The sequence below is a fragment of the Planobispora longispora genome, assembly GCF_016863135.1.
Classification (GTDB): domain Bacteria; phylum Actinomycetota; class Actinomycetes; order Streptosporangiales; family Streptosporangiaceae; genus Planobispora; species Planobispora longispora.
In genome coordinates this window covers 87638-108402 of sequence record NZ_BOOH01000037.1, presented here as the reverse complement: position 1 = coordinate 108402, position 20765 = coordinate 87638, and the positions used below count along the sequence as shown (strand labels likewise).

The following is a 20765-nucleotide window of genomic DNA, read 5'->3' as shown; positions in this document are numbered from 1 at the left end:
CGATGGCGCATCCGACGGTGGCCGTTCTGGAGCGGCACCTCCACCTGTACCGGCGGCTCTGGCGGGCCTCGGTGTTCTCCTCCTTCATCCTGCCGGTGCTGTTCCTGGTGAGCATCGGCATCGGGGTCGGCAACTACGTCGGCGAGATCGGCGGTGTGACCTACCTGGCGTGGATCGTGCCGGGCGTGATGGCCTCCACCGCGTTCCAGATGGCGGTCGGCGAGTCGACCTACTCGGTGCTGGGCGACTTCAAGTGGGTGCGGGCCTATCACGCGATGCGCGCCACGCCGGTCGGGATCCGCGACATGGTGGCCGGCTGGATGCTGTACGTCCTGCTCCGCGTGGTGATCGCCGCGGTGGTGTTCCTGGGGGTCACCGGCCTGTTCGGGGCGTTGCTGTCCCCGTGGGCGGTGGTGACCCCGCTGGTGGCGGCGCTGGTGGCGGTCGCCGCCGCGGCGCCGGTGACGGCGTTCGCGGCGAGCATCGACAACGACAGCTACTTCGCGCTGCTGTTCCGGTTCGTGATGATCCCCTCGACGCTGTTCGCGGGGGTGTTCTTCCCCGTCGAGGAGTTGCCCGGGCAGATCCGCCCGCTGGCCTACCTCTCGCCGTTGTGGCACGGGGTGGAGCTGAGCCGGGCGGCGACGCTGGGGGGCGCTCCCCCGTGGCCGGTCGCGGTGCACGCGGGGTTCCTGTTGCTGTTCGCCGCGGCGGGGCTGGCCTGGGCGGTCTTCGCCTTCCGTAAGCGACTTCAGGACTAGAGGGCGGCGAGCATGGTTACCACGATGCTGGCGGTGGCCCGCATCTCCCCCTCCCGGGTGGGCGCGGTGATCAACCGCAATGTGGGGGCGTTGCGCAGCGGCCCGTCCTACTGGCTGGTCCTGCTGTCGGGGTTCTTCGAGCCGGTGCTGTACCTGTTCTCCATCGGCGTCGGGGTGGGGGCGCTGGTCGGCGACCTGGTGCTGCCCGGCGGCCGGACGGTGGAGTACGCCGTGTTCGTGGCCCCGGCGATGCTGGCGGTCTCGGCGATGTCGGGGGCGCTGGCGGAGACCACCTTCAACTTCTTCTTCAAGATGAAGTACTCCAAGACCTTCGAGGCGATCCTGGCGACGCCGGTGAAGCCGTTCGAGATCGCGGTGGGCGAGCTGGCGTGGGCGCTGGTGCGCAGCACCGTCTACACCGGGGCGTTCCTGGTGGTGATGGTGGTGATGGGGCTGACCTCTCCGGGGTGGGCGCTGGCGGCTCTGCCGGCGACGCTGCTGGTGGGGCTGGCGTTCGGCGCGGTGGGCATGGCGATCAGCACGCTGATGCGCGGCTGGCAGGACTTCGACATGCTCACCACCGGGCAGTTCGCGCTGTTCCTGTTCTCCGGGACGTTCTCGCCGGTGCAGGACTACCCGGCCGCGTTCGAGGTGGCGGTCGCGGTGACGCCGTTGTTCCACGCGGTGGAGCTGGTGCGGGGGCTGGCCATCGGCGAGCTGTCCTGGGGGCTGCTGGGGCACGCGGCGTATCTGGTGGTGATGGCCGTGGCGGGGCTGGCGTTCGCGGCCCGGCGGATCCAGCGCACGCTGTGCGTCTGAGGCGGGGCCCGGATCGCGTCGCCGTGCGGGGCGGCGACGCGCCGGACGCGACTCCCTCCGGTCCTGCCGCGGCGCTTCAGCGCGAGTTCGCGCGGCGCTCGACGGTGCGGGATGCCCGTCATCCTGCCCATGCACGTCGCCCCGGCCACTCTGACCTACGACGGAAAAACCGCGTGGTCGTTGTGGATGGGGGCTGACGGGCTGCCGCGCCGCGTGCGGGCGTCGGGCCCGATGGTCATCGCCGTGCCGGAGGGAGGGGACGCCCTGGTCATGGAGCTCGACATCCGCTTCCGGGAGTGGGGCGGCGCGCACACGATCACCGCGCCGCCCGCCGAGGAGGTCACCGGCTGACCGGCCGGGACGGCCTCACACGGGGTCGTGCGGGATCATACGGTGAAGGGCCCGGGAAGAGAGCCGGTGAAGAGCAGGACGCCGCCGGGCGGTGTCCGTGGCGGGGCGTCGGGGGCGTTCACGGCAGGGTGAACGGGACCGCGGAGATCACGGCGGAGACGGGGATGGGCCCGTACACGTGCGGGAAGGTCTCCCGGCCCGCCTGGCCGTCCGGGGCTCCGCCGGAGGCCGCGGACGCGGAGGGCGCGGCGGGCGCCTCGAAGCGGACGTCCAGGCCGGCGGGGTCGACGGTCAGCAGGGTGAGCGGGTCGGCGACGCCGCGGTAGTAGCGGCGCACGACTCCGTCGAGCTGGGCGCGGTCGGCGCAGGTGTGGATGAAGCCCTCTTCCTCCAGGGTGCGGCCCCGTGTGGAGACGCGGTACTCCCCCGCCGCGCGGGCGGCCTCCCAGTCGGCGGTCAGGGCCAGGTGCAGGATGGTCATGCGCTCCAGTGTGCCCGTTTTGTACGGCTGCGCCGCCCGGGGCCGCCCGGCGGGGATCAGCGGCGGTTGCGCCACTCGCGCTGCAGGATCGCGTAGACCACTTCGTCGGCCCACTCGCCCTTGACCCACTCGTTCTCCACCAGGTGGGCCTCGCGCCGCATGCCCAGGCGTTCCAGCACCCGGGCCGAGGCGGTGTTGCGGGCGTCGAGGCGGCCGGTGATGCGGTGCAGGTCCAGGCCGCCGAAGCCGAGTTCGAGCAGGGCGCGGCCGGTCTCGGTGGCGTAGCCCCTGCCGTGGTGGGCGGGGTGCAGGACGTAGCCGATCTCCCCGGCGCGGTGGGTGCGGCTGTGCCAGAACAGCAGGCCGTCGCCGATGACCTCGCCGGTGGCTGCGACCTCCACCGCCAGGGACAGGGTCTGTCCCTCGTCCAGCAGCGCGGTCTGAGCGATCTTGGTCTCCAGGGCCTCGCGGGCCTGCTCGCGGTCGCGGGGTTCCCAGTACAGGTAGCGGGCGACCTCGGGCAGGGATTGCACGGCGTGCAGGGCGTCCAGGTCACCGGGGGTGAAGGGCCGCAGGATGAGCCGTTCGGTCCGGATCGGGTAGGAGGGTTTCAGCACCCGGCCAGCCTAGGACAGCGTGCAGGCGGCGGGCGATCGAATAAACCCGGGCCGGGCGGCGGAGCCGGGACCGGCCGGTGGCCGGCGGACGGTGCGGCGGGCGGGCGTCGGCCGGGTCAGTGGGCCCCTCCGGCGAGGTTGAGCACGAGCACGCCGCCGATGATGAGGGCGATACCGGCGATCTTGGCGGGGGTGACGCTCTCGCCGAGGAACAGCACGCCGATCGCGGCGATGGCGGCGGTTCCCACGCCGGACCAGACGGCGTAGGCGGTGCCGACCTCCATGTGGAGTTTCAGGGCTTGGGCGAGCAGGAAGAACGCGGTGCCGTAGCCCGCCAGCACGAGCAGCGACCAGCCCTTGTGGGAGAACCCGTCGCTGAGTTTGAGCGCGGTGGTGGCCATGATCTCCGCGACGATCGCACCTGCCAACATCAACCAGGCCATATATGGAGTTCTCCCCCGAAAGTTCTCGTATCGGCTCCCAGTGTAGAAGGCCGGACATTCCACGACGCAGGCGCGGTCCCCGGCCCGGACACGCCCCCGGACGGCGCGATCGGCGCCCGGGAACCCGCGGGGGTCGGTACCCTGACGGGTGGCGGTCCGGCACCCGGCACGACCGGGACGGCCCGGAAAACAGGGAAGCCCTTGCGGGCGGAGTCGAAAGCGTGTTCCACTGATCGGCATGGGATGGCACTCCCCCGCGTTGCTGCCCGAGGTCCCCGACGCCCGGCCGCGGATCGAGCGCACCGCGGTGACCCGGGTGCACGGCGCGCTGACCTGCTACGAAGTGCGGGCCCGCACGGCACTGGAGGCGGTGCCCGGCGGCTGGGCGGTGAGCCCGTACCGCGGCTGCGCCCACGCGTGCCGCTACTGCACCGCCCGGCGCGGTCATCGCTACCTGGGCCTGGACTCCGGGTCCGACTTCGACTCGCGGATCGTCGTCCGCACCGACATCGTCCGGCGGCTCCGCGCCGAGCTGGGCCGCAAGTGGGACGGCGGGCCGGTGGCGGTGGGCCTGACCGGTGACTGCTACCAGCACGCCGAGGAGATCTACCGGCTGATGCCGCCCCTGGTGACCGCGCTGGGCGAGGCCGGGGCGGCCTTCACCGTGCACACCAAGAGCCCCCTGGTGCTGCGCGACGCCGAACTGCTGGCCGCCACGGGCGGGGCGAGCGTGATGGTGTCGGTGGCGTTCGTCGACGACCAGGTCCGCCGCATGGTCGAGCCGGGGGCGCCGAGCGCGCAGAAACGCCTGGAGCTGGTGGCCGCGCTGGCCGAACGCGGGGTGGCGTGCGGGGTGGCGATGGCGCCGATCCTGCCGCTGCTCACCGACTCCCCCGACCAGCTGACCGCCACCGTGCGCCGCATCGCCGGGGCGGGCGCGACCGGCCTCCTCCCGCGGGTGCTGCGCCTGCCGCCCGGCGCGCGGGAGTGGTACATGTCCTGGCTCGCCGAGCGCCACCCCGGCCTGGTCACGCGCTACGGAGAGCTGTACGGCAAGGGCCCCGACGCCGACCCCGGCTACGTGACCCGCGTCACCGAGCAGGTGCGGGCCCTGGCCGCCCGGTATGGCCTGCACTGCGGCCCGCCCTCCGCCGCCCCCGCCACGGCGGCCTCCCGGCAGCTGTCCCTGCTGTGAGAGCGCCGCGGTAGGGCCCCGGGGTCCTTCTTTCAGCGTTCTCCGCCGCATCGGCGCCCGGCCCCCGCCGGTCCGGGAGAAAACCGGTCGACAGGATGATCGACTGCCGCCTAGCGTGCGGCCTATGAATCAGGTCGGCAACCACGAGATGGTCGAACGGTTCGTCTCCGACGGCTTCGTCAAGATCGAGGGCGCGTTCCCGTCCGAGCTGGCCGAGCGGGGCCGGGAGATCCTGTGGCGGCAGATCGGGCTGAGCCCCGACGACCCGTCGGGATGGACCAAGCAGGTGGTGTGGGCCTACGACGAGAGCTTCGACCCGGTCTTCGACCGGGCGGCCAACACCCCCCGGCTGCACGAGGCGTTCGACGCGCTGGTGGGACCCGGGCGGTGGGCGCCCCGCCGCGAGGTGGGCATGTTCCCCATCCGCTTCCCCGTCGACCCGCCGGACGACGACCGGGGCTGGCACATCGACGGCAGCATCGACCGCGGTGACGGCACCTACGCCGTCAATCTGCGCTCGCAGGGACGGGCGCTGCTGATGCTGTTCCTGTTCTCCGACGTCGGGCCGGACGACGCGCCGACCCGCATCCGGGTCGGCTCGCACCTGGACGTGCCCGGGGTGCTGGAGCCGTTCGGCGAGGAGGGCGCGGAGTTCTTCACACTGGGCCCACTGGTGGACGCCGCCAGCGCGCACCGCCCGGTGGCGCACGCGACGGGACGGGCGGGCGAGGTGTTCCTGTGCCACCCGTTCCTGGTGCACGCCGCCCGGGAGCACACCGGCACGCGGCCGCGGTTCATGTCGCAGCCCGCGCTGCCGCTGAAGGAGCCGCTGGCGCTCGACCGCCCCGACGGCGACTACTCGCCGGTGGAGCGGGCCGTACGGCTCGGCCTGCGGGCGAGCGGCCGGGCGGGCTGAGGACCGGCGGAGCGGCCGGGCGCGGCCGTCAGGCGGTCGAGGGCTCGTAGCGGGACAGTTCCAGGGCGTCGTGCGCGCTGAAGATCTCGATCTGGCCGGCCAGCTCCCGCAGCCGGGCCAGATTGGCCAGGCGCCGGGCGTGGTCGACGGCGACGGCGCGCTGGGCGGCGCGCAGCAGCATGGGGCAGTACGGCGGGGTGGCGAGCTCACCGTGGAAGTAGTAGGCGTCCCCGGCGTGCAGCAGCCAGCCCTCTCCGGTCTGCACCGCGACGCCGGAGTGGCCGCGACTGTGGCCGGCCAGCGGGACGAGCGCGACGCCGTCGAGCCCGTCCAGAGGGCGGGCGCGCAGGCCGAGCAGATCCTCGCCGGCGTCGTCGTAGGCGGCCCAGTCGGGCCGGTGGGCCCACTGGGCGGGCCGGTAGCGGCGGCGCTCGCCGGCGCCGGCCGGGTCGGTGGCGGCGGCCAGTTCGGCGGCGTGCAGGTGGACGCGGGCGTGCGGGAAGTCGCGCAGCCCGCCGGCGTGGTCGGGGTCGAGATGCGTCAGCACGATGTGGCGCACGTCGGCGGGGTCGAGGCCGAGCCGCCGGATCTGGCGCAGGGCGGGCTCGGCCGGGTCCAGGACGGGGCGGACCAGCCGCGTGAAGTTCGCGTCCAGGTTGTCCTCGCCGACGGCGAAGCCGGTGTCGACCAGCACGAGGTCGCGGCCGGTCTCCAGGAGCAGGCAGTGGGCGACCATGCGGGGCGCGGCCGGAGGCCGCATCGTCCCGCAGTTGAGATGGTGGATCTTCACCAGCACATACTGACGGGTGGCCGGCCGGGCATCCAGAGGGTGTGACCGGGGTCACGCCGCGAAACCCGGCGCGGGAACCCCTGCGACCCGTGGAGCCCACGGCGCCCCGGAACCCGCCGAGCCCGTGACCGGCGCCCCGTGGCCCGTGGAGCTCTGGGCTCCGGCGGTCCGCCGCGCGAGGGCGCCGGGACGCGTGGCGGGAGATCGCCTCCCGTCGCGCGCCCTCACGCCCATCCCCCTCCGACCGGGTCACGCACCCCGGGGCGGACCCGTGATCGGCCGGGTCACGTGTCCAGGGCGCTGCCCTTCTTCCACTCGTTGAACGACAGCTGCCAGTAGCTCCAGCCGTTGTTCCACTCCACCTCGCGGTCGGTCCCCTTGATGATGATCACGTCGCCGCGCTGGACGGTGTCGTAGAACCACTTGGCCTGGTCGGGACGGGCGTTGATGCAGCCGTGGCTGACGTTGCGGCGCCCCTGGGCCCAGACGTTGTTCTTGGCGTGGACGTACTCGCCGCTGTTGGAGAACCGCACGGCGTGGTTGATCATGACGTCGTAGTACTCCGGGTGGCCCTTCGGGAAGCCCGGAGAGATCATCCGCTCGGGGTTGGACTTGCCCATCGCCAGGTGGACGCCGCTGGTGGTGGTGTAGGCGCGGGTGGTGGCCATGCCCGCGCTGATGAGCATCTTCTTGACCACCTTCCCGTCGCGCTTGACGATCATGTTGTGCTTGCGGGTGTCGATGTAGGAGATCTGGGACGCGCCGATCCTGATGGTCTTGGTGAAGTCCTTGACCCCGTACATGTTCTTGCCGCCCTGCACCCCTTCGAGGTGGGCGGTGAAGGTGACCTTCTGGTGGGCCTTCCAGTACTTGGCGGTCCGGTAGATGACGGTCTTGTCGTCGATCCACCGCCACGCGCCCTCGGCGGGCTTCTCGGCGGTGACCTCCAGGGCCCGCTCGACGTTGGCCTTGCCCGCCTTGGAGGGGATCGGGTTGTTGAAGATCACGATGATCGGCGATCCGACGCCGACCTTCTCCCCCTTCAGGGCCGGGGTCACGTCGGCCACGGCCAGCTCCACCTCCGGCTTGAGCGTGGTGAAGGAGCTGCTGGCGGTGGTGCCGCCGGCAGCGCGCGCCGAGACGGTGTAGTCACTGGCGGGCTTGAGCGGGGCCTTGGAGACCCACTTGGTACGGCCCGCGTCGAACTCCCCCTCCACCTGCTCGCCGTCACTCTCCACGGTGACCTGCTCCAGCGGTCCGCCCGCCGCGGTGACCACGACCTTCTTGTCGGGGCGCACGGTGGAGCTGCCCTCCGCAGGGCTGATCTTTATGACCGGCGCGGCGGGAGTCGCCTGGGCCTCCTTCGCCGTGTCCCCGGTGGCGGCGGAGGGCGTCCCTGCCGGTTCGTCGGAGCAAGAGGCGGTCAACATGGCGACGGTCACCACGGCCAGACCGGCCAAAGGCATCCTCAGTCGTCGGCTCTCAACGTTCAGCACAAACCTCTCCCCCACTGTGCAAACTCGTCCAAAAACACTAATAGGAGATGCGTGTGCCATGCCCCGGGTTCAACCAAGTTATGTCACATTTACATAACTCCTCCCGGTCAGCCGCGTGCCGACAATGAGTGAACCTGGTAGTGGCGTGTCAATGACGCCCCCGAACGGCTCCCGCCGTACCGCACAGACCTCCACCCGGCCGCCGCGACCCGCCCCGGCGACGAAAGCCCCCCGGGTTGCGGACACCCTCCCGCAGCGACCGAAACCCCGCAGGACCGCCCCGCAGGCCGACCGTCCCCACCCACCCGACGACAGCCTTCCTCGATGAGGGCCGCGAGGAGACACTCGGGCACATGGGGATCAACGGAGTTCGCCGCTGAGGCGTTCCACGCCTACGTGCAGCGCCCAGGGATCACCATCCACCCCGCCGAGAACGGACCGGTAGGGCAGCTGAACCTCACCCCCGGCCCGAAGATCTCCAGCAAGAAGACCTACATCCTCAACTGAGGCGGCCGACGCCCCGCCTCAGCCCTGCCGCAGCCGATGAGTCAGACTCGTGTGCCGGCGCCCCGCACCCCGCGTGCGCACCGCCTGCCCCAGCGCCCGGCGCGAACCCACGATCACCACGAGCTTCTTCGCCCGCGTGATGGCCGTATACAGCAGATTGCGCTGAAGCATCATCCACGCGCTGGTCGCCAGCGGGATCACCACCGCCGGATACTCACTGCCCTGGGAACGGTGAATCGACACCGCGTACGCGTGCGCCAGCTCATCCAACTCGTCGAAGGAGTAGTCGACGTCCTCGTCCTCATCGGTGCGCACCACCAACTTGTGATCATCAGGCCGGACGTCGACCACCACGCCCACCGTCCCGTTGAACACCCCCGCCGCACCCTTGTCATAGTTGTTGCGCAACTGAGTCACCTTGTCACCGATCCGGAAGACCCGCCCGCCGTAACGCCGCTCCGGCAACCCCTCCCGGGAAGGCGTCAACGCCTCCTGCAACAGGAGATTCAGATTGCCCGCCCCCGCCGCGCCCCGATGCATCGGCGCCAGCACCTGCACATCACGCCGGGCGTCCAGACCGAACTTACGGGGAATGCGGTTGGCCACCACGTCCACCGTCAGCGCCGCGATCTCCTCCGGCTCCTCGCACGGGAACAGGAAGAAGTCCTTCATCCCCTCCAGCGCCGGCGGCAGACCCGTGTTCACCCGGTGCGCGTTGGTGACCACCCCCGACTCCTGCGCCTGCCGGAAGATGTGCGTCAGCCGCACCCGCGGAATCTCCTCCTCCGCCGCCAGCAGATCCCGCAACACCTCCCCCGCCCCCACCGACGGCAACTGGTCGACATCCCCCACGAACAACAGGTGCGCCCCCGGCGCGACCGCCTTGACCAGCTTGTTGGCCAGCAACAGATCCAGCATCGACGCCTCGTCCACCACCACCAGATCCGCCTCCAGCGGATTGTCCCGATCGAAGGTGGCGTCACCCCCCGGACGCAACTGCAGCAACCGGTGCACCGTCGTCGCCTCATGACCGGTCAGCTCCGCCAGCCGCTTCGCCGCCCGCCCCGTCGGCGCCGCCAGAATCACCTTCGCCTTCTTCGCACGGGCCAGCGTCACGATCGAACGCACCGTGAAACTCTTGCCGCACCCCGGCCCACCGGTCAGCACCGCGACCTTCTCCGTCAACGCCAGCCGTACGGCCTGCGACTGCTCCTGCGCCAGATCGGCGCCCGTACGGCCACGCAACCACTCCAGCGCCACATCCCAGTCCACCGACTGGAAAACGCCCATCCGGTCATGAGAGGACCTCAGCAGCGAACGCAGCGAACCCGCCAGCGACAACTCGGCCCGGTGGAACGGCACCAGATAGATCGCCGGAATGGTGTTGTCACCCGCCGGGAGATCCTCCCGCACCACCCCCTCCTCGGCCACCAGCTCCTCCAGGCACGAAGCCACCAGCTCCGCCGGGACCTGCAGGATCTTCACCGCGTCGGCGATCAGATTCGGCGCCGGCAGATAGCAGTGACCGTCGTCGGCGCCCTGCGACAACGTGTAGCGCAACCCCGCCTTGACCCGCTCCGGACTGTCATGCGGAATGCCCACCGCCTGCGCGATGGTGTCGGCGGTCTTGAACCCGATGCCCCACACGTCGTCGGCCAGCCGGTACGGCTCGTTCTTCACCACCGAGATCGAGGCGTCGCCGTACTGCTTGAAAATCCGCACCGCGATCGAGGTGGACACCCCCACCCCCTGCAAAAAGATCATCACCTCCTTGATGATCTTCTGTTCCTCCCACGCCACCCCGATCATCTTCGTCCGCTTCGGCCCCAGCCCCGGCACCTCCACCAACCGCTCCGGAGCGGTCTCGATGATCTCCAACGTGTCGGTCCCGAAATGATCCACGATCCGCTCGGCCATCTTCGGCCCGATCCCCTTGATCAACCCCGAACCCAGATACCGCTGGATGCCCTGAACCGTCGCCGGCAGCACGGTGGTGTACGACCACACCTCGAACTGCCTGCCGTACCGCGGATGCGAACCCCACCGCCCCGTCAGCCGCAACGACTCACCGACCTGCGCCCCCAGCAGCGGCCCCACCACCGTCAGCAAATCACTCCCCGACCGCTCCGTGGCGACCCGGGCGATGGTGTAACCGGTCTCCTCATTGGCGTAGGTGATGCGTTCGAGCACCGCTTCCAGCACGGTGCCAGGGGGACGCTGCGCCTCCGGAGTCGTCATGGCGGGTATTGTGCCGCAGATCCCCGACAACCTCCCCGCCCGCGCTCCGACCGCCGCACCCTGCGGGAGGCCGCCTTCCCACCTCGGTGCTTTTTCTGCTGTGCTGGATGGATTTTGTACAGAACCGCCGCCTTTACATTGTAGATTAATAGCTCCCCAGGAAAGCCCGCGAATGCGGAAGAGAATCTTCCGCATTGGGTGACACCGTGAAGGCATGCCCACCTCGCCCACGCTCTCCCCCGCGGCCCTCAACCGGATCACCCTCCAGCGCCAGCTGCTGCTGCGCCGCAGCGACCTCTCCCCCCTGGCCGCCGTCGAGCACCTGACCGCCCTGCAGGCCCAGGCGGCGAACGCCCCCTACCTCGGGCTCGCGGCCCGGCTCTCCCGCTTCACCCAGGACGACCTGACCGGCCTGCTGTACGGCAGGCAGGCCGTACGCGCCTCGGTGCTGCGCGGAACCCTGCACCTGGTCACCGCGGCCGACTACCGGTGGCTGCGCCCCCTGATGCAGCCCGTCCTGAACCGCGGACGGCAGGCCGCCTTCGGCCGGGTCACCGCCGGGGTGGACCTGGCCGAACTCGCCGACACCGCCCGCGGGCTGCTGGCCGGGCGCACCCTGACCCGCCCGCAGCTGGGCCGGATGCTGGCCGAGCGCTGGCCCGGCGTTCCCCCCGAGGCGCTGGGCTGGTCGGCGCAGGCACTGCTGCCGCTGGTGCACGTCCCGCCGCAGGGAACCTGGGGCAGGGGCGGCGCCACCCCCTTCGCCCTGGCCGAAGAGTGGCTGCGGGCGCCGCTGGAGGCCCCCTCCCCCGGCGACGCCCGGCCCGCCGCGGCCGCGTCCCCGGCCGTCGCTGCTCAGGGCGCCCCGCACGACGCCCCGCGCCCGGGCGAACCGGGGGACCAACCCGCGCTGGAGCGGATGATCCGCCGCTACCTGGCGGCCTTCGGCCCCGCCGGAGTCATGGACGTGCAGGCCTGGTCGGGGCTGACCCGGCTGCGCGAGGTGGTGGCCCGCATGGACCTGCGGACCTTCCGCGACGAACACGGCCGGGAGCTGTTCGACCTGCCCGACGCCCCGCCCCCACCCGATCCGCGGGAACCGGCCCCCGCGCGCTTCCTGCCCGAGTTCGACAACCTGATGGTCGCCTACGCCGACCGCACCAGGATCATGACCGACGAGCACCGCGGACGCGTGTGCGTCGGCGCGATGGTCGCCGCGACCATCCTCGTCGACGGCGCCGTCCACGGCACCTGGAAGCTCGCCGCCGGCCGCCTGACCGTCCAGCCGTTCCTCCCCCTCACCGCACGGGCCAGGACCGAGCTGACCGAGGAGGCGGGCCGCCTGATGGACTTCGCCGGCGTCCGCGACCTGGAGTTCCTGCCAGCCGCGTGAACCCGGGGGCCGCGCGAGCCCGGCCCCCGGCGGCCCGTCACCCCGGGGCCCCACCGCTCCGAGGTCCTGCCGCTCCGAAAACCCTGTCACCAGGCGAAGTCCTCGTTCCGGACGGTCTCGGTGCGACAGTACGACGTCCGGCCCTTGAGTCCGTCGGACAGGCAGATCCTGAGATCGACCCGCGTGATCAGGCCCCTGGACTCCAGAAGGTAGCCGGCGTAGTCCGAGCGGGAGGAGGCGCAGTACCGGCGGTACGGGGACCAGCCGGTCCCGCCCTTGACGTAGTGGAACCTGGCCCGGATGGAGGCGCAGTGGTCCGGGTGGCGGTCGAGGTCGTAGAGCCTGCCGTAGACCTGGAAACGCCTCTCGCCGAAGCCGGTCACCCACACCCTGGCCTTGGCGTGGCCGGAGTGGTCGCGGGCGGACCTGATCGTCCCCCAGTCGTACTCCTTGTCCCGCTCGGCCCGCCCGTCCTGCGCCGTCCCCGCCGCGGCGCCGGTCAGCGGGCCGGCGACGGCCGGCGCGGCGGACAACGCGACGAGCAGGGCGGCCAGGGCCGTCACGAGCATCCCGGCCGGCAGCGGCCTGCGGGTAACCGTACGCATTCGAAATCCCCTCTCGGCTGGTCTCGCCACCAGTGATAGAGGAGATCGCTTGGAACCGTCTTGCGTCCCACTGATCACACCCGGCGGGCAACCCGCGAGCACCTCAGGCCGGAAAAGTCGGTTATTTCCGTATCTTCCCAACATCATCACGGCGGGATAGGAACGGGATGCGCCGGAGATCCCGCAGCGGCGCGCCGTCGACACGCACAACGGGGAGTTCTGACATGACCAGACAGGTGATCATCGAGGCGGTCGAGCAACAGGGACTGACCGCCGAGCAGGTACGGCAGGTGGCGGCGGCGCACCCCGCCGTACTGGCGCATCTGGAGACCGCCGACGCCGACCGCCTCATCCTGGGCGAGGCCGTCACCGTGGGCCGCGAGCCGGACGGGCGGGCGCCGTTCCGGGCGAGCGTCTTCGACCCGGTCTCCAACCGGGCGGTGGAACTGCGCGGCGCCGTCGGCCGCCCCGAGCACGCCGAGGTCGTGCCCAGCGCCTACCGGCCCACCCCGGGCCCCGGGGAACTGCAGGCCGCCGCGGAGATCCTGCGCGCCGACGAGCGCTTCCCCGCCGGTGAGGACGTCATCGTCTACCGGCCCATGCCGCCCCTGGCCGACCTGGAGAACCCCGACGGCACCACCACGCGCCGCCCCACCCTGGGCCTCTACACCCCCGGCGGGCCCGTCAAGCACCGCATCGTCGCGGTGGACGTGGGCGCGCGCACCGTCGACTGGTCCCCGGCCGGGGTCAGCGTCGCCATGCACCCCGACCACCCCGACGACTGCGAGTCGCGCCTGCCCACGCCGGTGGGCAGCCTGCGCGACCGGGGCGGGCCGGACGCGGTGCGCCTGCGCGTGCTCGACGGCGGCGCCGAGCTGTGGAACCTGATCGTGGTACGGCCCCGCGCCTCGGCGCCGCAGAACCCCGGCGACGGCTCCGGAGTGGAGCTGCGCGAGGTCCGCTACCGGGGCAGACTGGTCTTCCGCCAGGCGCACGTGCCGATCCTCAACGTCCAGTACGAGGAGGACGGCGTCACCTACCGCGACTGGCAGAACGAGGAGACCCGCTTCTCGGCCACCGGCGCCGACCCCGTCGGCTGGGGCTGGCGGATCTGCGAGCGCGCGCCGAAGACCATCCTGGAGCGGCCCGACAACGACGCCGGCAATTTCCAGGGCGTGGCCTTCCACGACGCCGGCGGCGAGGTGCGGATCATCAGCGAGATCGCCGCGGGCTGGTACCGGTACGTGTCGGAGTGGCGCCTGGCCGACGACGGCGTGATCCGCCCGCGCTTCGGCTTCGCCGGGGTGCGCAACCCGCGCACCTGCATGCGCCACCGGCACCACGTCTACTGGCGCTTCGACTTCGACGTCGAGGGCTCCGACAACGACGTGATCGAGCAGTTCGACGGCACCGCCGAGGCCCCAGTCGCCACCCAGATCGTGCGCGAGACCACCCGCAAGCGCCGCCCGCCGGCCCGGTTCTGGCAGGTCACCGACAAGTCCAGCGGCCGCGGCTACCGGATCGTGCCCGGCCCGCACGACAACACCGCCGACCCCTACGGCATCGCCGACCTGTGGTTCCTGCGCCGCCGGGCGAGCGAGCTGTACGACGGCGGCAACCCCGGCGGCGACAACCGGGCGGCGCTCGACCGGTTCGTCAACGGCGAGAGCGTCAGCAGCACCAACGTCGTCGTCTGGTACGCCGGGCACTTCCGGCACGACCAGAACGCCCCCCACCCCCACCAGGGCCACGTCGTCGGTCCCGACCTGATCCCGGTCCGCTGATCCCGGTCCGCTGATCCCGGCTCGCTGAGAGCACCCGCCGGGCCGGCCGCGACCCCCCGGACCTCGGACCGGGATTATCCGGTTGAGCGCGCGGCCCGGCGGACTCTAAGCTCCCCGACTATGACCGTGTTCTTCCACCTCAGCTGAGTTCCGTCGGCGGAACGAGGAACGACCCGTCGCCGACGAGGCGGGGCGGCGCCGTGCCGTCCCGGGCCGACGTGGGAGAAGAACGATCATCATGCGCGCTCGCGCGATTTTTCTCGCCCCTCCGCGTCCCAGCGTCCTCGCCGCGCCATGACCGCGGCGAGCCTGGTGGCGCGGTGCGTTCACGGGCTGGAGCCGACGGTCGCCGCCGAGATACTCCAGCGCGGCCTCGGCGTGGTCACCCGTCTCGGGCATCGCGAGGTCCACTTCCGCGCCCCACGCTCCGGCGTGGGGGCCGCCGTCACCCTGCGCACCGCCGACGACGTCTTCCTCCTGGCCGCGCGGTGCGCCGAGACCGGCACGGCCAGGAGGGACGCCGCCGCCCTCGCGCTCCTGGCCGACCTGGCCGATCCGGGTCCGCTGGCACGGCTCCGCCGCGACCACGGCGGCCCCGGCGCGCTCACCGGGGTGGAGGTGTCGGCGTCGTTCCTGGGCAGGCGGAACTTCACCCGCTACGACGTCGAGGACGCCGTCGGGCACGCCCTGGCACGACGGCTGGGGACCGGCTACCACTCCCGCAGGACGGGGACCGCGCCCCCGCCCGGCCACAGCGGGTGGCGGGTGACCCTCGACGGCGAGCACGCCACGCTCCTGCTGCGGATCGCCGAGCGGCCCCTGCACCGGCGTGACTACAAACGGCGGTCCGTCCCGGGGACCCTGCATCCTCCGCTGGCCGCCGCCATGGCGCAGATGGCCGGCATCCGTCCCGGGCACACGGTTCTGGACCCCTGCTGCGGGGCCGGGACGCTGCTGATCGAGGCGGGGGCGCAGCAGCCGCAGGCCCGCCTGCACGGCTTCGACCTGGACCCGCGGGCCGTGCACGCGGCCGCGGAGAACGCGGCCGGTCTGCCCGTCGCCCTGGCCCGGGCCGACGCCGGACGCCTGCCGCTGCCCGACGGCGGCGTCGACCGGGTGCTGAGCAATCCGCCCTGGGGCGGCCAGGTGTCCGCCCGCGGCCTGCTCGCCGCCTCCTTCGCGCGCTGGTGGGCGGAGCTGGGCCGGGTTCTGGCCCCCGGAGGGACGGCCGTGGTCCTGCTGCCCGATCCCGGTCACCTGCCCGCCGGGCCCGGCTCGGGCCTCGAGCCCGCGCACCTGCAGCGGGTCCGGGTCTCCGGCGCGCCGTCCTTCCTCCTCCAGCTGACGGCGCCCGGCGGGCGGGACCGTCACAGACGCACGACGCTGCCGCGGTCGTCGACGTCGTCGGCGGTCTCGTCGTCGAACCACCGGCCGCCGGTGGCCAGGTAGCGGAAGCGGTGGGCGCCCGGCGGCAGGACCACGGAGACGGTCCGGACACCGCCGCGGCGGCGGAGCAGCTCGTGCGTGCCGGGTTCCCAGCCGTTGAAGTCCCCCACCACGCTGACGGGACCGGCGGGCTCGTCGGCGGGCAGGGTGAAGGTGACTCGGGTCTTACCGCCGAACAGCGGAGTGCGCCTGAGCATGGACGGTGGTCCTCCCTGGTGGTTGCGACAAGGCCAGCTTCGCGCCCGGCGCCGCCGGGCGGTAGGGGTGGGGACGGGCCGTAACACACTGTTCACGCCGCTGCCCGTCCCCCGGCGCCGTCGTCTGGCGCCGGCGTCCGCCCGGGCACGACCGCGGCACGCGTCCTCCCGGTACTCCCCCATGTTCCCCAGCATTCCCCCAGCTCACGTCCGATATCACTCCGTGTGATCGTTTGACGGTCCGGAGCGCCCCGGCTGATCGACCAGGACGCGGGCCAGGACGAAGGTGACGGCCCCCGCCACGACGACGGAGAGCAGGCCGACGCGCAGACCGGCGAGGTCGGCGATGAGGCCGACCACCGGGGGCGACAGCAGGAACCCGCCGCGCAGCAGCCAGCTGACGACGGTCAGCCCGGTGCCGGGAGGCAGCCCGGGCAGTTCGTCGGCGGTGTGCATGGCGGCGGGCACGAGAGTGGCCGCGCCCAGTCCGGCCAGGGCGAACCCGGCCAGCGCGGCCGGCGTGGACGGCACGGCCAGGGCCGCGCCCATGCCGACGGCGGTCAGGGCCGCGCCGGCGCGCACGACGGTGCGCTGGCCGAAACGGTCCACGACGCGATCACCGGTCAGCCGTCCGACGGTCATGGCGGCCTGGAGCGCCACGACGGCCAGACCGGCGGTGGCGGCGCTGGTGTGCAGGTCACCGCTGAGGTAGAGCGCGCCCCAGGAGGCGCCGGCGTCCTCGACGAGCGCGCCGCAGGCGGCCAGCACGCCGAGCACGGCCAGCATCCGCACGGCGGAGCCGGCGAGGGGGCGCCTGCCTCCGGGAGCGTCGTGGTGGGCCGGCGGGGCGGCCGGGTGGCCGTCGGCGGCGGCCAGATCCCGGGCGTCGGCGACGCGCTCGGCGTCTTCGGGGCCGGGCAGCAGGAACCGGCGGGCGAGCAGGGCGACGGCGCTGAACAGCACCGCGGAGACGCTCAGGTGGACCGCCAGGGGAACGTCCAGGCCGGCGGCGGCCGAGCCCATCAGGCCGCCCAGGACCGCGCCGACGCTCCACAAGCCGTGCAGCGAGTTGACGATGGAGCGCCGGTAGAGACGCTGGACCCGCAGGCCGTGGGCGTTCTGCGCGACGTCGACCACCGCGTCCAGAGCGCCCGCCACGCACAGCGCGCCGCCCAGCGCGATCCAGTTCGGCGCCACGGGGACGGCCAGTATCGCGATCGTGGTCAGGAGGATCCCGAACGCCGCCACGCGCGCGGAGCCGAAGCGGCGGACGGCGGCGCCGGCCAGCAGCCCGGCCAGCAACGCGCCGATCGGGTAACCGGCCAGCGCCGTTCCCAAGACGACGTTGCTGATCTCGAGATCGGCCTTGATCTGCGGATAGCGCGGGACGAGATTGAAGAACACGGCCCCGTTGGTGAGGAACAGCGCGGCGACGGCGGCGCGGGCCCGGCGGGCCTGCCGGGTGGGGACGGCGGTGACGGTGGAGGCGGGCAAGGAGATCTCCGGGCGCGTGCGGGCGGGAAGGAAGGACGGAAGGAGAGACGGGACGGGGAGGGGAGACCGGGCGCAAGGAGCGCAGGCGCCGATGGATCGGCCGGGTCAGCGCAGGTAGCGCTCGATGGCCTGGCGGATCTGCCCCGGTGTCATCGGGTCGGTCGACAGGGCGCTGTGCAGCACCAGGCCTTCGATGAGCGCGTCGAGCTGGCGGGCGGTCGTGGGGTCGAAGTGGCGTTCCAGCGCCCGGCGGCTGCGCTGCATCCAGGCCTGGGTGACAGCCCGCAGGACCGGGTTGCGGGCGGCGGCCACATACAGTTCCACGGCCAGGACCAGGTCGTCTTGCGAGCCGAGCAGATCCTCCGCCACCAGCGAGATCACCGCTTCGACGGCGGCGTCGCGGTCGCGGACGGCGCTCAGCCGCCGGTCGAAGACCTGGGCGGCCGCCTCGGCGTGCCGGGTGAACGCCTCGCGGAGGACCTCCTCCAGGGAGGCGAAGTGGTAGGTCACCGAGCCCAGCGGCACATCGGCGACCCGGGCGATCTCCCGGTGCGTGGTGCCGGCCACGCCGCGCTCGGCGATGACGGTGAGCGCGGCGTCGATCAGCCGGTCCCGCCGTCCGGGATCGTGGCGGCGGGGCCGTCGCGGGGCGGCGGGGCCGCTCACGCCGCGGGCCGCGGGTCGCGCCCGGCCGGGTCCGGGCCACCGGCGGTGTACGGATGACCGGGCGGCGTCCACCCCGGCATGGAGCGATCGTTCGGATCAGAGGGCATATGTACAACCGTACATATTATGTGTACGGATGTACACATTCCCCGGCAAGTTTGACCGTGGCATGACCTCCGAAGGGCGCAGTGCGGAACTCAGCGCGTCTGGCTCAGCGCGGCGTCGAGCGCGCCGGCCAGGATCGGCACGTGGCTGTCGTCCAGCGCCAGCGGCGGGCGGATCTTCAGGACGTTGCCGTGCCGGCCGGTCGTCCCGATCAGGACGCCGAGATGGCGCATCCGGTCGCGGACCCGCCCGGCGCGCGGGCCGTCCGGCTCGCGCGTGACCGGATCGGCGACGAGCTCCACGCCGCAGGCCAGCCCGATGCCCCGCACGTGCCCGATCTCCGGATGGGCCGCCGCCACCTCGGTGAGGGCCGCCCGCAGCGCCCGGCCCGTGCGCCGTACGCGGTCGAGCACGCGCTCGTCGGCGATGACGTCCAGGACGGCGAGCGCGGCGGCGGCGCTGACGGGATTGCCGCCGAAGGTGCTGAACAGCGTCGTGCGGCCCTTCAGCTCGGCGACGATGTCCCGCCGGGTGATCACGGCGGCGACCGGATGGCCGTTGCCCATCGGCTTGCCGAGCGTGACGAAGTCCGGGACGATCCCGAAGCGGTCGAACGCCCACAGGGTCTCCCCGGTGCGGGCGTGGCCGGACTGCACCTCGTCGGCGATCCACAGCCCGCCCGCCCGGCGCGTCAGGCGGACGAGTTCCCGCACGTAGCCGGGGTCGAGGTCGGCGATCCCGTCGCTGGTGACGACGCCGTCGAGGATCGCCGCGGCGGGCTCCAGCCCGCGCTCGCGCAACCGCGCCAGCGCCGCGGCGAACGCCGTGGCGTCCAGATGCCGTCCGCGGTAGGCGTCGGGCGCCTCCCAGGTCTCGACGTGCCCGGGCCCGCGCCCGTCGAGCCAGCCCTCCGGGGAGAGCGCGGCCGTGGCCTCGGTGATGCCGTGGTAGGCGAACGCCGTGCACAGCCCGCCCCGGCGGCCGGTGACCGCGGTCGCCATGCGCCAGGCCAGGTCGTTGGCCTCCGAGCCGGAGTTGACCAGCAGCACGGTGTCCAGCTCCGGCGGGCACGTGGCCGTCAGGCGCTCGGCCAGCTCGATGGCCGCGGGGTGCAGGTACCGGGTGTGGGTGTTGATCCGCCGGCTCTGCCGGGCGATCGCGGCGTTGACGCGGGGATGGGCGTGCCCGACGCACGGCACGTTGTTGTAGGCGTCCAGGTAGGCGCGCCCGGCGGGGTCCGTGATCCACACGCCCCGGGCCTCGGCCACCTCGACGGGCTCGTCGTAGAACAGCGGGTCGGCGATCGGGCCGAAGGCCGTCGCCCGCCGGGCCGCCAGCGACGCGTCCGGTCGCGGGGCGGCCGCGGCGCCCAGCTGCCGGGCCACCCCGTCCCATCCGGCGGCCTCCATCGTCTCCAGCATCCGCAGGCACGCCGCGTTGTAGCGCTCGGCGAACTCCCGCTCCTCCAGTCCCCGCGCCACGCGCCAGGAGCTGATGGCGACCGTCAGCGCGCTGCGGGCCGCCCACGCCGGTCCCAGCGCCTCCAGCTCCAGGTCCTCCAGCTCGATGTGGCGCTGGTAGCCGTCCAGGACCAGCCGCGCCGCGCGGAACATCTCGGCGCCCTCCCGCCCGCCGCACAGGGAGTCGAGCACCGACGCCAGGTCGGCGACGAGCGCCGTGTGGCTCATGTCGCCGAAGTCGATGATCCCGGTGACGAGGCCGGCCTCGTCGGTCAGGGCGTTGTCGACGGTCAGATCGGTGTGCGCGACCTGCGCGCGCAGCCGCCCCCACACCGGCGTGACGCGTTCCTCGAACACCTCCAGCACCCGGGCGACGGCGACGCGGGCGCGGGGGTCGCGTACGTCGCCGAGCATCGTCCGGGCCGCCGAAGCGTTCTGCACGTCCCACGGCATCGCCCGGTGCGCGGCGGGGTGGGCGAATCCGCGCAGCGCCAGCGCCAGGCGGGCCGTCGTCTCACCCCACGCGACCAGCGCGGCGTCCGGCAGATCGGCCGCGGAGACACGGCTGCGGCCGGGCAGGACGTCGTACAGCCGCACCCAGTGCGCGACCCGGCCGTCCCTCCAGCGCGCGCGCAGCCGTGCCGGGTCGTCGCCGGGGCGCGCCGCCATGGCGGCGGGCGCCGGGCGCCACGGCAGCGCGACCCGCAACCGCGGATCGGTGGCGGCGATGTGCAGTGCCGCCGCGGCCTCCATGTCCAGCACCGCCGGGTCCTCGGCCGAGTTCGAGACCTTCAGCACCGCCACCGGGTCCCCGCCGCGGTCGCTCAGCAGGAACGTCCGGTCGCGCTCGCTGCCCAGGTCACGCGCCGTGTGGGCGCTCACTCCGAACGACGTCACGGCGATCGCGACCGCGTCCTCGGCGCTCAGGCGCGGCCGGGCGCCCGTCAACACGGCATCCATAGTTGGAGGAGTGTAGGCAATCAGTTCGACAGTGGTCCAGG

At 72.7% G+C, this 20765-nt stretch carries 20 protein-coding genes; 9 read left to right on the top strand and 11 right to left on the bottom strand.

What is annotated here, in order from left to right; translation table 11 throughout:
* The first annotated feature begins 2 nt into the window (after nt 1-2).
* From Plo01_RS22615 to Plo01_RS22605, 3 genes are all read left to right on the top strand, one after another.
* A complete protein-coding gene (locus tag Plo01_RS22615; RefSeq protein ID WP_203892670.1) occupies nt 3-761 on the top strand; it encodes an ABC transporter permease in 759 nt (252 codons plus the stop codon).
* A gap of 12 nt (nt 762-773) precedes the next feature.
* Nucleotides 774-1580: an ABC transporter permease gene (locus Plo01_RS22610; RefSeq protein ID WP_203892669.1), complete on the top strand. Its 807-nt coding sequence runs from the start codon at nt 774-776 to the stop codon at nt 1578-1580.
* A 111-nt stretch (nt 1581-1691) separates the two neighbouring features.
* Entirely contained in the window at nt 1692-1931 is a 240-nt protein-coding gene (locus tag Plo01_RS22605) for a hypothetical protein (protein WP_203892668.1), read from the top strand.
* A 118-nt stretch (nt 1932-2049) separates the two neighbouring features.
* Here the strand turns inward: Plo01_RS22605 and Plo01_RS22600 are convergent, their stop codons facing one another.
* From Plo01_RS22600 to Plo01_RS22590, 3 genes are all read right to left on the bottom strand, one after another.
* On the bottom strand, nt 2050-2412 hold the full coding sequence (locus tag Plo01_RS22600; protein WP_203892667.1) for a DUF952 domain-containing protein: 363 nt from the start codon (nt 2410-2412) through the stop codon (nt 2050-2052).
* A 56-nt stretch (nt 2413-2468) separates the two neighbouring features.
* Complete coding sequence (locus Plo01_RS22595) at nt 2469-3029, bottom strand: GNAT family N-acetyltransferase (protein WP_203892666.1); 561 nt, start codon at nt 3027-3029, stop codon at nt 2469-2471.
* A 116-nt stretch (nt 3030-3145) separates the two neighbouring features.
* On the bottom strand, nt 3146-3472 hold the full coding sequence (locus tag Plo01_RS22590; RefSeq protein ID WP_203892665.1) for a DMT family transporter: 327 nt from the start codon (nt 3470-3472) through the stop codon (nt 3146-3148).
* A gap of 238 nt (nt 3473-3710) precedes the next feature.
* Here Plo01_RS22590 and Plo01_RS22585 point away from each other — a divergent pair, with 238 nt between their 5' ends.
* Nucleotides 3711-4667 (top strand): radical SAM protein, encoded by a 957-nt coding sequence (locus Plo01_RS22585; protein ID WP_203892664.1) that lies wholly within the window; start codon nt 3711-3713, stop codon nt 4665-4667.
* 124 nt (nt 4668-4791) lie between these two features.
* A complete protein-coding gene (locus Plo01_RS22580) occupies nt 4792-5583 on the top strand; it encodes a phytanoyl-CoA dioxygenase family protein (protein ID WP_239316849.1) in 792 nt (263 codons plus the stop codon).
* A 28-nt stretch (nt 5584-5611) separates the two neighbouring features.
* Here Plo01_RS22580 and Plo01_RS22575 read toward each other — a convergent pair whose 3' ends face one another.
* Together Plo01_RS22575 and Plo01_RS22570 are read right to left on the bottom strand one after the other, a co-directional pair.
* Entirely contained in the window at nt 5612-6373 is a 762-nt protein-coding gene (locus Plo01_RS22575; RefSeq protein ID WP_203892663.1) for an MBL fold metallo-hydrolase, read from the bottom strand.
* A 284-nt stretch (nt 6374-6657) separates the two neighbouring features.
* Nucleotides 6658-7839 carry a L,D-transpeptidase gene (locus Plo01_RS22570; RefSeq protein ID WP_239316847.1) on the bottom strand — a complete coding sequence of 394 codons (1182 nt, stop codon included), beginning with the start codon at nt 7837-7839 and terminating at the stop codon, nt 6658-6660.
* Between the two features lie 354 nt (nt 7840-8193).
* Between Plo01_RS22570 and Plo01_RS22565 the strand changes: the two genes are divergently transcribed.
* Nucleotides 8194-8376 (top strand): hypothetical protein, encoded by a 183-nt coding sequence (locus Plo01_RS22565; protein ID WP_203892662.1) that lies wholly within the window; start codon nt 8194-8196, stop codon nt 8374-8376.
* 18 nt (nt 8377-8394) lie between these two features.
* On the opposite strand, the gene recD2 is transcribed toward Plo01_RS22565, so the two are convergent.
* A complete protein-coding gene (gene recD2, locus Plo01_RS22560) occupies nt 8395-10614 on the bottom strand; it encodes an SF1B family DNA helicase RecD2 (protein WP_203892661.1) in 2220 nt (739 codons plus the stop codon).
* 214 nt (nt 10615-10828) lie between these two features.
* Here recD2 and Plo01_RS22555 point away from each other — a divergent pair, with 214 nt between their 5' ends.
* On the top strand, nt 10829-12007 hold the full coding sequence (locus Plo01_RS22555) for a winged helix DNA-binding domain-containing protein (protein WP_203892660.1): 1179 nt from the start codon (nt 10829-10831) through the stop codon (nt 12005-12007).
* An 86-nt stretch (nt 12008-12093) separates the two neighbouring features.
* On the opposite strand, the gene Plo01_RS22550 is transcribed toward Plo01_RS22555, so the two are convergent.
* Nucleotides 12094-12612, bottom strand: a complete 519-nt coding sequence (locus Plo01_RS22550; protein ID WP_203892659.1) for a hypothetical protein — start codon at nt 12610-12612, stop codon at nt 12094-12096.
* A gap of 224 nt (nt 12613-12836) precedes the next feature.
* Between Plo01_RS22550 and Plo01_RS22545 the strand changes: the two genes are divergently transcribed.
* Together Plo01_RS22545 and Plo01_RS22540 are read left to right on the top strand one after the other, a co-directional pair.
* Nucleotides 12837-14396, top strand: a complete 1560-nt coding sequence (locus Plo01_RS22545) for a hypothetical protein (protein ID WP_203892658.1) — start codon at nt 12837-12839, stop codon at nt 14394-14396.
* Nucleotides 14397-14690: 294 nt separating this feature from the next.
* Nucleotides 14691-15845 carry a methyltransferase domain-containing protein gene (locus tag Plo01_RS22540; protein ID WP_203892657.1) on the top strand — a complete coding sequence of 385 codons (1155 nt, stop codon included), beginning with the start codon at nt 14691-14693 and terminating at the stop codon, nt 15843-15845.
* Here the strand turns inward: Plo01_RS22540 and Plo01_RS22535 are convergent.
* The 4 genes from Plo01_RS22535 to Plo01_RS22520 form a co-directional block, all read right to left on the bottom strand.
* A complete protein-coding gene (locus tag Plo01_RS22535; RefSeq protein WP_203892656.1) occupies nt 15764-16039 on the bottom strand; it encodes an isoamylase early set domain-containing protein in 276 nt (91 codons plus the stop codon). The genes Plo01_RS22540 and Plo01_RS22535 overlap by 82 nt on opposite strands.
* A gap of 216 nt (nt 16040-16255) precedes the next feature.
* Nucleotides 16256-17533: an MFS transporter gene (locus Plo01_RS22530; protein ID WP_239316845.1), complete on the bottom strand. Its 1278-nt coding sequence runs from the start codon at nt 17531-17533 to the stop codon at nt 16256-16258.
* Between the two features lie 105 nt (nt 17534-17638).
* Nucleotides 17639-18199 (bottom strand): TetR/AcrR family transcriptional regulator, encoded by a 561-nt coding sequence (locus tag Plo01_RS22525; RefSeq protein WP_203892655.1) that lies wholly within the window; start codon nt 18197-18199, stop codon nt 17639-17641.
* A 197-nt stretch (nt 18200-18396) separates the two neighbouring features.
* Complete coding sequence (locus Plo01_RS22520; RefSeq protein WP_203892654.1) at nt 18397-20724, bottom strand: aminotransferase class III-fold pyridoxal phosphate-dependent enzyme; 2328 nt, start codon at nt 20722-20724, stop codon at nt 18397-18399.
* Between the last annotated feature and the right edge of the window lie 41 nt (nt 20725-20765).

Coding starts and splice junctions, on each gene's coding strand:
- Plo01_RS22615 (WP_203892670.1), top strand. CDS start 3: ATGGCGCATCCGACGGTGGCCGTTCTGGAGCGGCACCTCCACCTGTAC.
- Plo01_RS22610 (WP_203892669.1), top strand. CDS start 774: ATGGTTACCACGATGCTGGCGGTGGCCCGCATCTCCCCCTCCCGGGTG.
- Plo01_RS22605 (WP_203892668.1), top strand. CDS start 1,692: ATGCCCGTCATCCTGCCCATGCACGTCGCCCCGGCCACTCTGACCTAC.
- Plo01_RS22600 (WP_203892667.1), bottom strand. CDS start 2,412: ATGACCATCCTGCACCTGGCCCTGACCGCCGACTGGGAGGCCGCCCGC.
- Plo01_RS22590 (WP_203892665.1), bottom strand. CDS start 3,472: ATGGCCTGGTTGATGTTGGCAGGTGCGATCGTCGCGGAGATCATGGCC.
- Plo01_RS22585 (WP_203892664.1), top strand. CDS start 3,711: ATGGGATGGCACTCCCCCGCGTTGCTGCCCGAGGTCCCCGACGCCCGG.
- Plo01_RS22580 (WP_239316849.1), top strand. CDS start 4,792: ATGAATCAGGTCGGCAACCACGAGATGGTCGAACGGTTCGTCTCCGAC.
- Plo01_RS22570 (WP_239316847.1), bottom strand. CDS start 7,839: ATGCCTTTGGCCGGTCTGGCCGTGGTGACCGTCGCCATGTTGACCGCC.
- Plo01_RS22565 (WP_203892662.1), top strand. CDS start 8,194: ATGAGGGCCGCGAGGAGACACTCGGGCACATGGGGATCAACGGAGTTC.
- recD2 (WP_203892661.1), bottom strand. CDS start 10,614: ATGACGACTCCGGAGGCGCAGCGTCCCCCTGGCACCGTGCTGGAAGCG.
- Plo01_RS22555 (WP_203892660.1), top strand. CDS start 10,829: ATGCCCACCTCGCCCACGCTCTCCCCCGCGGCCCTCAACCGGATCACC.
- Plo01_RS22550 (WP_203892659.1), bottom strand. CDS start 12,612: ATGCGTACGGTTACCCGCAGGCCGCTGCCGGCCGGGATGCTCGTGACG.
- Plo01_RS22545 (WP_203892658.1), top strand. CDS start 12,837: ATGACCAGACAGGTGATCATCGAGGCGGTCGAGCAACAGGGACTGACC.
- Plo01_RS22540 (WP_203892657.1), top strand. CDS start 14,691: ATGACCGCGGCGAGCCTGGTGGCGCGGTGCGTTCACGGGCTGGAGCCG.
- Plo01_RS22535 (WP_203892656.1), bottom strand. CDS start 16,039: ATGCTCAGGCGCACTCCGCTGTTCGGCGGTAAGACCCGAGTCACCTTC.
- Plo01_RS22520 (WP_203892654.1), bottom strand. CDS start 20,724: ATGGATGCCGTGTTGACGGGCGCCCGGCCGCGCCTGAGCGCCGAGGAC.